Source organism: Pseudomonas sp. Z1-14, from assembly GCF_051132005.1.
GTDB lineage: Bacteria > Pseudomonadota > Gammaproteobacteria > Pseudomonadales > Pseudomonadaceae > Aquipseudomonas.
The window spans coordinates 5,745,679-5,759,347 of the sequence record NZ_CP071646.1; the positions used below are offsets into that span (position 1 = coordinate 5,745,679).

12 protein-coding genes are annotated in these 13,669 nt (G+C 62.1%); 7 read left to right on the plus strand and 5 right to left on the minus strand.

What is annotated here, in order from left to right; translation table 11 throughout:
- The first annotated feature begins 19 nt into the window (after positions 1 to 19).
- The 7 genes from hisI to J3P89_RS26355 all read left to right on the plus strand — a co-directional run bounded on the left by hisI (position 20) and on the right by J3P89_RS26355 (position 5,107).
- Positions 20 to 418, plus strand: a complete 399-nt coding sequence (hisI, locus tag J3P89_RS26325) for a phosphoribosyl-AMP cyclohydrolase (RefSeq protein ID WP_305497371.1) — start codon at positions 20 to 22, stop codon at positions 416 to 418.
- Positions 411 to 743 (plus strand): phosphoribosyl-ATP diphosphatase, encoded by a 333-nt coding sequence (locus J3P89_RS26330; protein ID WP_003186671.1) that lies wholly within the window; start codon positions 411 to 413, stop codon positions 741 to 743. Before hisI ends, J3P89_RS26330 begins: the two co-directional genes overlap by 8 nt.
- A gap of 24 nt (positions 744 to 767) precedes the next feature.
- Positions 768 to 1,055, plus strand: coding sequence for a twin-arginine translocase TatA/TatE family subunit (locus J3P89_RS26335; RefSeq protein ID WP_434696112.1), 288 nt, complete (start codon positions 768 to 770; stop codon positions 1,053 to 1,055).
- A gap of 10 nt (positions 1,056 to 1,065) precedes the next feature.
- Positions 1,066 to 1,479: a Sec-independent protein translocase protein TatB gene (gene tatB / locus J3P89_RS26340; protein WP_434570182.1), complete on the plus strand. Its 414-nt coding sequence runs from the start codon at positions 1,066 to 1,068 to the stop codon at positions 1,477 to 1,479.
- Positions 1,476 to 2,273: a twin-arginine translocase subunit TatC gene (tatC, locus tag J3P89_RS26345; RefSeq protein WP_434696114.1), complete on the plus strand. Its 798-nt coding sequence runs from the start codon at positions 1,476 to 1,478 to the stop codon at positions 2,271 to 2,273. The genes tatB and tatC overlap by 4 nt, the downstream gene beginning before the upstream one ends.
- Positions 2,270 to 2,977 (plus strand): 16S rRNA (uracil(1498)-N(3))-methyltransferase, encoded by a 708-nt coding sequence (locus J3P89_RS26350; protein ID WP_434696116.1) that lies wholly within the window; start codon positions 2,270 to 2,272, stop codon positions 2,975 to 2,977. The genes tatC and J3P89_RS26350 overlap by 4 nt, the downstream gene beginning before the upstream one ends.
- Positions 2,978 to 3,190: 213 nt before the next feature.
- Positions 3,191 to 5,107: a methyl-accepting chemotaxis protein gene (locus J3P89_RS26355; protein ID WP_434626477.1), complete on the plus strand. Its 1,917-nt coding sequence runs from the start codon at positions 3,191 to 3,193 to the stop codon at positions 5,105 to 5,107.
- A 1,407-nt stretch (positions 5,108 to 6,514) separates the two neighbouring features.
- On the opposite strand, the gene mdoH is transcribed toward J3P89_RS26355, so the two are convergent.
- From mdoH to J3P89_RS26380, 5 genes are all read right to left on the minus strand, one after another.
- Complete coding sequence (gene mdoH, locus J3P89_RS26360; protein ID WP_434570189.1) at positions 6,515 to 9,085, minus strand: glucans biosynthesis glucosyltransferase MdoH; 2,571 nt, start codon at positions 9,083 to 9,085, stop codon at positions 6,515 to 6,517.
- Entirely contained in the window at positions 9,078 to 10,820 is a 1,743-nt protein-coding gene (locus tag J3P89_RS26365) for a glucan biosynthesis protein G (protein ID WP_434602573.1), read from the minus strand. The genes mdoH and J3P89_RS26365 overlap by 8 nt, the downstream gene beginning before the upstream one ends.
- Positions 10,821 to 11,170: 350 nt before the next feature.
- Positions 11,171 to 11,608 (minus strand): D-aminoacyl-tRNA deacylase, encoded by a 438-nt coding sequence (gene dtd, locus J3P89_RS26370; protein WP_434653960.1) that lies wholly within the window; start codon positions 11,606 to 11,608, stop codon positions 11,171 to 11,173.
- A complete protein-coding gene (pip, locus tag J3P89_RS26375; RefSeq protein ID WP_003196909.1) occupies positions 11,605 to 12,576 on the minus strand; it encodes a prolyl aminopeptidase in 972 nt (323 codons plus the stop codon). The genes dtd and pip overlap by 4 nt, the downstream gene beginning before the upstream one ends.
- 104 nt (positions 12,577 to 12,680) lie before the next feature.
- Complete coding sequence (locus tag J3P89_RS26380) at positions 12,681 to 13,592, minus strand: alpha/beta hydrolase (RefSeq protein WP_434696120.1); 912 nt, start codon at positions 13,590 to 13,592, stop codon at positions 12,681 to 12,683.
- Positions 13,593 to 13,669: the final 77 nt, after the last annotated feature.

Consider the following 13,669-nt stretch of genomic DNA (forward strand, 5'->3'; position numbering starts at 1 on the left):
CCCATGGTCGGAGTCGAAGATGAAAAACTGGCAGGACGAGATCAAATGGGACGCCGACGGCCTGGTGCCGGCGATCGCCCAGGATCACAAGACCGGGCGTGTGCTGATGATGGCCTGGATGAACCGCGAGGCGCTGGCCCTGACCGCCGCCGAGAATCGCGCCATCTATTGGTCACGTTCCCGTGGCAAGCTGTGGCGCAAGGGTGAAGAGTCCGGGCACGTGCAACACCTGCACGAGATGCGCCTGGACTGCGACGGCGACGTCATTATCCTGATGGTCGAACAGGTCGGTGAAATCGCCTGCCATACCGGCCGTCAAAGCTGCTTCTACCGTGTCTTCGAGAACGGCGACTGGAAAACCGTCGACCCGGTACTCAAGGACCCGCACGCCATCTATTCAGGACACAACCATGAGTGACACCCTGACCCGCCTGGCCCAGGTGCTGGAAGAGCGCAAGGGCGCCGCGGCCGACAGCTCCTATGTCGCCAGCCTGTACCACAAGGGTTTGAACAAGATTCTGGAAAAGGTCGGCGAAGAGTCGGTCGAAACCATCATTGCCGCCAAGGACGCTGCCATCAGCGGCGACTGCAGCGACGTGATCTACGAGACCGCCGACCTGTGGTTCCACAGCCTCGTCATGCTCGCCCAACTGGGGCAGCATCCGCAGGCCGTACTGGATGAACTGGACCGTCGCTTCGGTCTGTCCGGGCACGTCGAGAAAGCCTCGCGCCCGTCCGCCTGATCAACTTTTGAGAGGAATAGCCACATGGGTATTTTTGACTGGAAACACTGGATCGTCATTCTGGTGGTCGTGGTGCTGGTGTTCGGCACCAAGAAACTGAAAAACCTCGGCACCGATGTCGGTGAGTCGATCAAGGGCTTTCGCAAGGCCATGAACGATGACGAGAAGCCGGCCGACCCACAGGCCAATCCGTCGCAACCGGTACAACCGGCCCAACCGGTACACCCACAGGCCACGCAGCCGGTGAATGCGCCGAACACCATCGACGTGCAGGCCCAGAAAGTCGAAGAGCCAATCCGCAAAGACTCGTGAGCACTGACTAATGTTTGGGATCAGCTTCACTGAACTGCTGCTCGTCGGCCTCGTCGCCCTGTTGGTACTGGGGCCCGAACGCCTGCCGGGCGCTGCGCGCACCGCCGGTCTGTGGATCGGGCGCCTGAAGCGCAGCTTCAATGCGATCAAACAGGAAGTTGAACGTGAAATCGGTGCCGACGACATCCGTCGGCAACTGCACAACGAACACATCCTGTCCCTGGAACAGGAAGCACGGAAGATCTTCTCGCCGACCCAGCAGGAGCCGACGCCGGTCCAGCCCGTGGCCGAGCCGACGATTGCTCCCCAGGTCCCGGCGGTCGAAGCTGCGCCAGTTGTGGTTGAACCGGCCAAACCGGTTGATCCGGTGACTGCGACGCCCCCGACTCCCAACGACTCCACTCTGCCGCCGCGAGCCCCATGAGCGATATCCCTGAAAACGACCAGCCGATGCCGCTGGTATCGCACCTCACCGAGTTGCGCACCCGCCTGCTGCGCTGCGTCGCGGCGGTGTGCATCATCTTTGCCGGGCTGTTTGCCTTCACCCAGCAGATCTACACCTTCGTCTCCACGCCGCTGCGCGAGTACCTGCCGGTAGGCGCGACGATGATCGCCACCGATGTCTCGTCGCCGTTCCTGACGCCGTTGAAACTGACGATGATGGTCTCGCTGTTCCTGGCGATCCCGGTGATCCTGCATCAGATCTGGGGCTTCATCGCTCCGGGCCTGTACAAGCATGAAAAACGCATCGCCGTGCCGCTGCTGGTGTCGAGCATCCTGCTGTTCTACACCGGCATGGCCTTCGCCTACTTCTTCGTATTCCCGCTGATCTTCAAGTTCTTCGCCGCCGCCACCCCGGCAGGCGTGGAAATGATGACCGACATTACCAGCTACCTGGATTTCGTCATGACGCTGTTCTTCGCCTTTGGCGTGGCGTTCGAGATTCCCGTGGCGGTGGTATTGCTGGTGTGGATCGGCGTGGTCGACGTCGCCTACCTGAAGAAAATCCGTCCGTACGTGATCATCGGTTGCTTCGTGGTCGGCATGATCCTCACGCCGCCGGATATTTTCTCCCAGACCTTGCTGGCCGTGCCGATGTGGCTGCTGTTCGAGATCGGCATCCTGTTCGGCGGCCTGGTGCGCAAGCGCCGCGAAGAAGAACCCGAGGACCAGCCGGTCGACGACCACAACGACCAGCCGCCAGCGACCCAAGCGTGAACCTGCTGCTGCTCGAAGAGGCCGATTTCATCGAGCCGGACCGCGTCATCCTGAGCGATCGGCGCCTGACGCACATGCTGGAAGTCCACCGCAGCGCCGTCGGCGACAGCCTGCGGGTCGGCCGTATCGGTGGCCTGATGGGCACGGCCCAGGTGTTGCGCCTGGAGGCTCGCGAAGCCGAACTGCAAGTGACCCTCGACCAGCCGCCGCCGGCCAAGTTGCCGCTGACCCTGGTGTTGGCATTGCCGCGTCCGAAGATGCTCCGCCGGGTATTCCAGACCGTCGCCACCATGGGCGTGCCGCGCGTGGTGCTGGTGAACAGTTATCGTGTGGAAAAGAGCTTCTGGCAGACGCCCTTCCTGGAACCCGAGGCGATTCGCGAACAACTGATTCTTGGCCTGGAGCAGGCCCGGGACAGCGTGCTGCCGGAAATCATCATTGAAAAACGCTTCAAGCCCTTCGTCGAAGATCGCCTGCCCGCCATCGTTGAAGGCACCCTCGGGCTGGTCGGCCATCCTGGCAATCACCCGCCCTGCCCGCGCGCGCTGACAGAACCGGTGACCTTGGCCATCGGCCCGGAAGGCGGCTGGATCCCCTACGAAATCGACCTGCTGGGCAAGGCCGGCCTGCAACCGGTGCAGCTCGGCGAACGGATCCTGCGGGTCGAGACCGCCGTCACGGCCCTGCTTGCACGGCTGTTCTAACGAACTGTTTGCTTTCCTGTGGCGAGGGAGCTTGCTCCCGCTCGGCTGCGAAGCAGTCGTAAATTCCTGCCCCCGGGTGGCCGCTTCGCGACCAAGCGGGAGCAAGCTCCCTCGCCACGAAAAACACCCGTCGCGTCTATTTTCTACAGCTCCCGCCAAAGCCGCCGATACAGTCCCCATAAAACCAATTCAACGCTCCAAGGGAGTATCAGCATGTTCCGGTGGCTTGCCCAGGGTCTGGGAAACGTAAGCGTTAATCGCAAACTTGGCTTCGGCTTCGGCCTGGTGCTGTTCCTCACCCTGATGATCGCGTTCACCGGCTGGTCCGGCCTGGGCAATGTCATCAGCCGGGGCGACAAGCTGGGGTTCATTGCCAGCCTGAACGACCTGAGCAAGGACCTTGACCTCGCCAGCATCGACTACAACACCACGCGCGGCGAAAAAGGCCCGCAGCAGGTCAACGACCTGCTCGGCAAGCTCGAAGCCGGGTTGAAGACAGCTCGCGAGATGATCGAACAGCCTGACGACGTGGCGTTGATCGACAAGCAACTGGCCGCCGTCGCCGAATACAAAAGCGCCTTCGCCCAGATGACCAGCGCCACCGTCAGCCGCGAAGATGCCCGCGGCAAGCTGGGCGCCAGTGCCGATAGCACCGTAGCCCGCGTCGCCGAAGTGGAGAAAGCGCTGCTGCAGGGCGGCGACATCACCCAGTTCAACAGCGTGGTGACCTTGAGCAAGGCGATCCAACAGGCACGCTATCAGGTTCGCGGTTACACCTACAGCGGCAAAAGCGAGGCCCAACAGCCGGCCATCGATGCAATTACCGATGTCCTGAAACTGCTGGCACGCTTGCCAGCCCAGTTGCCTGAGGAACACGCCGACAGGCTCCAGCAGGCCAGCGACTCGATGAACATCTACCGGGCGGCAGTCAGCCAGTTCCGTGACTCCCAACTTGATAACGGTGCCGCTCTGCAGCGTATGAGCGAGCAAGGCCAGGTCCTGATCGACTCCAGCCAGAAGCTCACCGCGTCCCAGACGGCCGTGCGCGACCACGACACCGCCCAGGCCAAGACCGTCCTGATCGCAGCCGCCGCACTGGCGCTGCTGTTCGGTGTGATCGCCGCCTTGCTCATCACTCGGCAGATCGTCGGCCCGCTGGATGAGACCCTGAAGGTGGCAGAACGCGTCGCCGCGGGCGATCTTACCCACAACCTGACATCCGAACGCCGCGACGAACTCGGTCAATTGCAACGTGCCATGCAACGCATGACCGTTGGCTTGCGGCAGTTGATCGGCGGCATCGGTGAAGGCGTTACCCAGATCGCCAGCGCTGCTGAACAACTCTCGGCGGTGACCGAACAGACCAGCGCCGGGGTCAATAGCCAGAAGATCGAGACCGATCAGGTCGCCACTGCCATGCACGAAATGACCGCCACCGTGCAGGAAGTGGCGCGCAACGCCGAGGAAGCCTCCGAGGCCGCCGTCGCCGCCGACCAACAGGCCCGCGAAGGTGACAAGGTCGTCGGCGAAGCCATCGCCCAGATCGAGCGCCTGGCGCGGGAAGTGGGCAACTCTACCGCCGCCATGGGCGATCTGAAGCGCGAAAGCGACAAGATCGGCAGCGTCCTGGACGTGATCAAGTCGGTGGCCCAGCAAACCAACCTGCTGGCGCTCAACGCGGCCATCGAGGCAGCCCGAGCCGGTGAAGCCGGGCGCGGCTTCGCCGTGGTGGCCGACGAAGTTCGCAGCCTGGCCCAGCGCACCCAGAAGTCCACCGAGGAAATCGAAGAACTGATCGTCGGCCTGCAAGCGGGTACCGAACAGGTCGCGACCATCATGGACAACAGCCGCAGCCTGACCGACAGCAGCGTCGAACTGACCCGCCGCGCCGGTGGCTCGCTGGAAAACATCACTCGCACGGTGTCGGCGATCCAGTCGATGAACCAGCAGATCGCAGCGGCGGCAGAGCAGCAGAGTGCGGTGGCCGAGGAGATCAACCGTAGCGTGCTGAATGTGCGGGATGTGTCAGAGCAGACGGCGTCGTCCAGTGAGGAGACAGCCGCCTCCAGTGCCGAACTGGCGCGGTTGGGGGTTCATTTGCAGACGTTGGTGGGCCGGTTTCGGGTTTGATTCGGGTGTTGAAGTTGTGTGTATATCCGTTGTTTAAGTAATGGCTACTTAGGGTTTCGCCCTGACGGCGAGTCACTTTCGAAAGGCGCGAAAGTAACCAAAGCGCCTCTGCCCCACCACTTGGCACCTCGCTTAGGCTCGGTGTGCCCTCACTCCGGCATTGCTCCGTGGGCCCGCCGCGAAGGGCCATCCATGGCCCAGCGCGGCTATCCCGGCATCCATGCCGGGATGCCCACTACGCAATACCTGCGTTCGGCCATCGTGGTTAACGGGGCGCCCGAGATCCACGTCCACCGCGAGGCGGCCTGAAAGCCGACCTGTTTCTTTGGTGACCGCGTTTCCCTGTGGGACCCGAGCTTGCTCGTGATGACGCTGGGGCAGTTGGCATGCATGGCGAAAGTGCCGCGGTCTTCACTCCCACATGAAAAAACCATTTTTCCTGAACAAACAACAAACCCGTGGCGAGGGAGCTTGCTCCCGCTCGGCTGCGCAGCGGCCGTAAAAAACGACCTGCTGTTTCCCTGATGCATCTTGCCGAATGGTTTTGGGGGCTCCTCCGCAGCCCAGCGGGAGCAAGCTCCCTCGCCACGGTTAATGCGGCCACCAACGAAAAATGTCGAATGTGCAGGTTGTTCGCGAACAAACTCACTCCTACAGAATGAACGCGGTCACCTAGAGACAGGTCGGCTATCAGGCCGCCTCGCGGTGGACGTGGATCTCGGGCGCCCCGTTAACCACGCTGGCCGAACGCAGGCATTGTGGAGTGGGCACCTCGGCATGGATGCCGAGGTAGCCGCGCTGGACCATGGATGGTCCTTCGCGGCGGGCCCACGGAGCAATGCCGGAGTGAGGGCATGCCGAGCCTTAGCGAGGCACCGAGTGGTGGGGCAAAAGCGTTTTGGTTACTTTTGCGCTTCTCAAAAGTGACCCGTCGTAAGGACGGAACCATAAGCAGCCGTGACCTAAACAACGGATATACATACAAAAATACCTACGTCCCACAGTCCGTCATCCCAAGGCTACGACGTCTTGCGCCTTTGCCTACAACTACGCCAGAATCCGCCGGCTTGTGCGCCTTGGCCCTGGGCTCTAACGTTTGCAGGTCGCTGACAGTTCAGCGATCGGGTTTAGCAGCTCGGCATAATATCAAGGCACGCAGGTCCGTTTTATGGCGGCTGTGCGTGGGGCACTTCGGTGCGCCGGGTTCCTTGATTCCTGGTCTGCTAACCCGCGTACTGCCGCCACCCTTTTCGTTTAGCAGCGATGTCTGGCGGCTCCATTACCTAGAAACATCAGGCAGCTACGTCATCCAGCGGGAGCAAGCTCCTCGCCACAAGAGCGAACCACCGATAAAAATGCGCCCAACAAAAAGCCCCGCTTCTTTTCAGAAGCGGGGCTTTTTGAGTATCAGGCCAGTTGAGGCTGTGCGCCCACCGGTTGAAGCGGCAGCAACGGTGCATGCGGATCGGCCTTGACCGATTCACGCCACGCCGCCAGCCACTCGGGATGCGCCTCGCTCCAGACCTGCTCATGCAGGCGGGACAGGGCCACCGGATCGCTCAGCAGCGCCAATCGCTCGGCGTTGTTGAGCCCGGCCGGGCCTACCTTCAAGGCATGACGGACGCGCTCGACGCGCAGCCATTCGATCGGCTCGGCCTTGCCGTGACGGGAGGTAGCCAATGCGTACGCCAAGGCGTTCTGTCGCGGATCGACCACCGCCCGGATGAAGCCGTCATTCAGCGCGTGCCAACGGTTTTCATGGGTGTACTGGTCAGTCGACAGCAGTTCCTGTGGCGGCGCGTATTCCTCGGGAATCAGGAACAGGCTTTCATCACGGGACTTCAAGCCCAGGCCCACGCGGCTGGAGATCACCGAAACCGGGATCGACAACATCAGCGAGCCGACAATCGGCACGAGCCACCACAGGAAGCTCGGGTTCAGCCAGATCACCAGCAAGGCCCAGAAGAAGCCCAGCAGGGTCTGCGGGCCGTGGCGCTTGATGGCTTCGCTCCAAGGCGTGGAGTCATCGTCACGCTTGGGCGAGTTCCAGGTCGCGGCCCAGCCCAGGAAGGCGGCCAGCACGAAACGGGTGTGGAAGATCATGCGCACCGGCGCCAGCAGCATGGAGAACAGCATTTCCAGCAGCATCGACATCGTGACCTTGAACTTGCCGCCGAACTCCTTCGCGCCTTTCGCCCAGATCAACACGATGCTCAAGAGCTTGGGCAGGAACAGCAGCACGATGGTAGTCGAGAACAGCGCGATGGCTTTTTCCGGATGCCATTGTGGCCACAGCGGATACAACTGGCGCGGCTCGAGGAAGTACTGCGGCTCCATCAGCGTGTTCACCGCCAGCAGCGCGGTGGACAGCACCAGGAAGAAGAACCACAGCGGTGCCGACAGGTAGGACATCACGCCGGTCAGGAACACCGCACGGTGCACCGGGTGCATGCCCTTGACCAGGAACAGCCGGAAGTTCATCAGGTTGCCGTGGCACCAGCGACGGTCACGCTTGAGTTCGTCCAGCAGGTTCGGTGGCAGCTCTTCGTAGCTCCCCGGCAGGTCATAGGCAATCCACACGCCCCAGCCGGCACGGCGCATCAGCGCAGCTTCAACAAAGTCGTGGGAGAGGATCGCACCGGAGAAGGCACCTTTACCGGGCAACGGCGCCAGGGCGCAGTGGTCGATAAACGGCTTCATGCGGATGATCGCGTTGTGGCCCCAGTAGTGCGACTCGCCCAACTGCCAGAAGTGCAGGCCGGCGGTGAACAGCGGACCGTAGACCCGTGTGGCGAACTGCTGCATGCGCGCATACAGCGTGTCCATGCCCGAGGCACGTGGTGCGGTCTGGATGATGCCAGCGTCCGGCGTGGCTTCCATCAGGCGCACCAGGCTGGTCAGGCATTCGCCGCTCATGACGCTGTCGGCGTCGAGCACGACCATGTACTTGTAGTCGCTGCCCCAGCGACGGCAGAAGTCGTCGAGGTTGCCGCTCTTGCGTTTCACGCGGCGACGGCGGCGGCGATAGAATATCTTGCCGAAGCCCCCGGTTTCACGGCAGACATCCAGCCAGGCCTGCTGCTCGGCGACGCAGATATCGGTTTCGTTACTGTCGCTGAGCACGAAGAAGTCGAAGCGGTCCAGGTCACCCGTGGCCGCAACCGACTCGAACGTGGCGCGCAGACCGGCGAATACCCGTGGCACGTCCTCGTTACAGATCGGCATCACCAGGGCGGTGCGGGCATCCTTGGGAATTGGCTCGTTACCGGCGCTGGCACCGGAAATGCGGTACTTGTCATGCCCGGTGAGCAGTTCGAGGAATCCCATCAGCGCGGTCCAGAAACCGGCCGAGACCCAGCAGAACAGGATCCCGAACAGGATCAGGATGCTGGTTTGCAGCGCGTATGGCAGCACTTGCGTGGCCGTCTGCAGCAGCGGCTGATGCAGCACTTCATCCAAGTCCACCAGCGACCAGCCCTGGTACGGCATGATGCCTTTCATGTACCAGCCGGCCACGATGGTCTGGCCGAGCATCAGGATCAACAGGATGTAGCGGCGGATCGAACCCACGGTACGCCAGCGCGCATGCGGCAAGACGCGCTCGTCCTTGGGCGGCTTCGGCGGGTTGGTGCGACCGGTCAGGCGGCGCCAGGCGCGTACCAGGATGTTGGTGCGCCATGGCTCCGGCACGACCTTGGTCCGGCGAATCGGCGGAGTAGCCTTCAGGCATACACGGCCACTGGAATCGAGGGCCAGCATTTCGGCGTCCTCGAGTTCCTCGGCAGTGCTGAGCGCCAGGCGACGGCCCACCGAGGCTTGGGCAGCCTCGTCGGGCGCATCGAACGTCGACGAAGCCAGGCGTTCATGCAATTCGCTGAAGGACTTGCAGCCCGCCAGTTCGGCGCGCTGCTCGTCGGTCATCGGCAAATGGGCCAGATACTCGCTCAGAGACACTGGCTGTACGGAAGTATTACTCATCGGCAGGCAACTGATAGCTCCAGGTCTCGGTCAGGACTTGCTCAGTCTGCTCCGGTTCCTGCGGGGTTGGGGTCGGCTCGGCGGCGGCGGTGGACGCCTTGACGGCCTTGGCTTCCTGCTGCTCGCCGGCCTGTTCGTTGGCTTTCTCTTTCTCGCTCTGCTGCTTGGCGACCTTGTCGGCCTTGGCCAGCGTGGTCACGGAATGCGAGGTAGCCGGCAGCTCTACAGGAACCAGCGGCCGGACCAACGCGGCACGCATCTCGGTCGCCTTGCCCGGATCCTTGATCTTCAGGCGCAACGTCAGGCGCCAGCCCTTGGTTTCAGGGTTGTAGCGCACGCTGTTCTCGACGATTTCGCCGTTGTCACCCACGCTCACCTGGCTACGCACCTCGGCGTCTTCAGGCAGGGCTTGCAGGGACGGGCCTTCGAAATCGACCAGGTAGGCCACGCTGCCATCCGGCTGGCGAATCAGGTTGGACTGCTTCACGTCACCCGTGGAACGCAGGGTCTGCTTGACCCAGGCGCTGTCTGGCGAGTGCAGGCTGGCTTCATCAAGTGTCCAGTGCAGGCGATAGGCGAAGTCCAGTGGCTGGCCTGGCTCAGGCAGTTTTTCCGGGCTCCAGAACGCAACGATATTGTCGTTGGTTTCGTCGGCGGTCGGGATCTCGACGAGGTCGACGGTACCCTTGCCCCAGTCGCCTTTCGGTTCGATCCAGGCGCTTGGACGTTTTTCGTAGCGGTCGTCCAGGTCTTCGTAGTGGCTGAAGTCACGACCACGTTGCAGCAGGCCGAAACCACGCGGGTTTTCTACCGAGAAGTTGCTCACGGCCAGGTGTTTCGGGTTGTTCAGCGGACGCCAGATCCACTCGCCGTTGCCGGCATGGATGGACAGGCCGCTGGAGTCGTGGAGCTCGCGACGGTAGTTCAGGACCTTGGACGGCTGATTCGCGCCGAACAGGAACATGCTGGTCAACGGGGCGATGCCCAGCTTGTTGACGCGATCACGCAGGAAAACACGCGATTTGACGTCAACGACGGTATCGGTGCCCGGGCGCACAGTCAGGCGATAAGCGCCGGTGGCCCGTGGCGAATCGAGCAAGGCGAAGATCACCAGGTGCTTGTCGGTCGGCTTCGGACGCTGGATCCAGAACTCACGAAAACGCGGGAACTCTTCACCCGATGGCAATGCGGTATCGATCGCCATGCCGCGAGCGGACAAGCCATAAACCTGGCCCTTGCCGATGACGCGGAAGTAGCTGGCGCCGAGCATGGTCATGATTTCGTCTTGCTTGTCGGCCTTGTTGATCGGGTACAACACGCGGAAACCCGCGTAGCCCAATTGTTCGGTGGCCTTCGGATCGAACTTCACATCACCGAAATCGAAGCGTGTCGGGTCGTATTTGATCTCTTCGACGGTGGTCGCGGTGATTTCATTGATCTTCACCGGTGTGTCGAAATGCATGCCCTGGTGATAGAAGGACAGCCTGAACGGTGTCTTCTGGTCGGCCCATTCAGCTTTTTCGGTGCGGAAACGGATTTTCTGATAATCGGCGAATTTCATTTCGCGGAATTCGTTCGGCAGGTTGCTGCGCGGGGCTTCGAATTTCTGCCCGGCCAGTTCTTGTGCCTTCGCCGATACATCATCCAGGCTGAATGCCCACAGTTGGCCCGCGCCAAACAGGCACAGCAGGGCCGAGCCCGCTACCAGAGCGTTTCTAAACCGTTTGGCAGTCATTTTTGGTGCATTACAGGGACTAACAATCACGAGCAACCCTCGCCGAAAACAGATCAAAAAACCAACGGCCAGATAAAGTATCTGCACGGTAACGGCGCTGAAAAACCGCTCCTGCGGACCACTCTTGCCAAGTTGGCGAGCATTGTTCCGACTCCGATGGGACAAAATGATTCCCCAAACGGTTCAGGACAAGTCTCTACCTAAGTCAAATGGACCGGCGAACGCCGATCCCCCGTAGCGCGCGATTATCTAGTAGGCCGCGTGACAACGCATCAGGGCTAGCAAAGTATTTATCGAGAAAACTCCCTGTTTTGACTCGAAACCGGACCGAAAAGATGTTTCAAACGCTTTCAGACCTGTAACAGAAAGGTTACCGGGCCATCATTGACCAGATGCACTTGCATGTCGGCGCCGAATCTACCTGATGCCACGGTGCCATGCACCTGTTTCGCCTGGCTCAGCAGATAGTTGTACAACTCTTCGCCAAGGACGGGCGGCGCGGCGGTTGAAAAGCTCGGGCGCAGACCGCTTTTGGTGTCCGCCGCCAGGGTGAACTGCGAGACCAGCAGCAAACCACCCGCGACGTCCGCCAGGGACAGGTTCATCTTGCCGTCGGCGTCGCTGAACACCCGATAGTTAAGCAGCTTGTGCAGGAGTTTGTCGGCACTGGCCCGGGTATCCCCAGGCTCGACGGCTATCAGCACCAGCAAGCCATGGTCCACGGCCCCGACGATCTCGCCCGCGACTTCGACCCGGGCGCCGCGAACCCGCTGCAGCAACCCCTTCATGCTTCTTCGGGGGGCAGGTCGAGCAGGCGGCGGGCCATTTGCGCGGCGGCGCGCACCAACGCGTCGGTAATCCCTGGTTCCGAAGCGGCATGGCCGGCGTCACGGATCACCTGCAGCTCGCTGTTGGGCCAGTTCTGGTGCAGCTCCCAGGCATTGTCCAAAGGGCAGATCACGTCGTAGCGACCATGCACGATGACGCCCGGCAAATGGGCGATCTTGCCCATGTCGCGAATCAACTGATTGGGTTCGAGAAAGGCGTTGTTGGTGAAGTAGTGGCATTCGATCCGGGCGATCGACAGCGCTCGCTGCGGCTCGGAGAAACGATCGACCACCAGCGGGTTCGGGCGCAGGGTCGCGGTGCGCCCCTCCCAGGTGGACCAGGCCTTGGCCGCGTGCATCTGGGCGATCTGGTCGTTGCCGGTCAGGCGTTTGTGGAACGCGCTGAGCAGATCGTCGCGCTCATCCAGGGGGATCGGCGCGATGTAATCCTGCCAGTAATCGGGAAACAGGCGACTGGCCCCGGCCTGGTAGAACCATTCGATTTCCTGCGGACGGCAGAGAAAGATCCCACGCAAGATCAGGCCATGTACCCGCTCCGGATGAGTCTGAGCGTAGGCCAGGGCCAGGGTCGAGCCCCAGGAGCCGCCGAACAGCACCCACTTTTCGATGCCCAGGTGCTTGCGGATGCGCTCCAGGTCTTCGACGAGGTCCCAGGTGGTGTTGTTTTCCAGGCTCGCGTGAGGCGTGGAACGGCCGCAGCCGCGCTGATCGAACGTAACGATGCGGTACAGATTCGGATCGAAGTAGCGACGGCTTTGCGCATCGCAACCCGCCCCCGGGCCACCGTGGATGAACACGACAGGCAGGCCTTCCGGCGAGCCGCTTTCATCGACATAGAGCGTGTGGGTGTCATCGACAGCCAGATCGTGCCGGGCATGGGGTTTGATCTGCGGGTACAAAGTCTGCATTGCGCGCTCCGTAAGGGGTCGAGTCATCCGTGTGGGGACTTCTATTTAGTCTGCCGTCCGGCATCATAAACCCGAATTACCTTAATGAGCATGCCCTGCGGCAGTCAAAGCGTGTCGGCCAGGTAGGCCAGTAGCCTGCGATATAGCTGATCGACCTCCGGCACCTGGCCCCGGGCGCGCAGGCAACCGTGGACCAGACCCTCGCCGTTGTACAACTCAGAGGCTACCCCTGCGGCGCTCATGCGCTCGTTATAGAGGACGCCATCGTCGCGCAGCGGATCCCATTGCGCCACGGCAACCAGCGTCGCGGGCAGGCCGCTGAAATCATTGGCGAGCAATGGCGCGGCGTAGGCTGAGGTTTGGGTACCACGCAGGTACCACGCGTCATAGCGTTGCAGGTCACTGCGGCTCAAGAGCGGCGCGTCGAAACATTCGGTGCGCGACGGTAAATGCTCGGGACCACCAAGCGCCGGGTAGATCAGCACCTGGGACCGGGGCAGAGGCTGCCCTGCATCGCGCAAGGCCAGGCACACCGCAGCGGCGAGGTTGCCGCCGGCGCTGTCGCCCACCACGGCCCGGCGCCGAGGGTTGATGGCAAACGGCAGGTCCCCCAGGTGGCGCCACACGGTGAGGCAATCTTCGAACCCAGCGGGAAACGGATGCTCGGGGGCGAGCCGGTAATCCACCGCCACCACCAGCACGCCGAGGGCCGCGGCCAGTTCCATGCAAATGAAATCATGGGAATCCAGGTCCCCGACCACCCAACCGCCACCGTGCAGATAAAGAATGCACGGCCACCCGGCGAGCGGCGGCGAAGTACGCAAGTGATAGGCCCGGACAGCGACGCCAGCCAGGTGCAGATCCTCGACCGCAAGCGTTGATGGGCGCGGCGGGGTGAATGCCCGGCACATCCGGCTGTAAGCCTGGCGCGAGCCGGCGAGGCTGTCATCCGGGCTGGTGAAGCTCAGGGTCTTGTCGATGAAGGCGGACATTGCCTGGGAGAGTGGGTAGGCCATTGTGGTTCGCCGTGGACGCTATGGTTTAGCCCGAAAGCTTTTGTGGCGAGGGAGCTTGCTCCCGCTGGGCTGCGCAG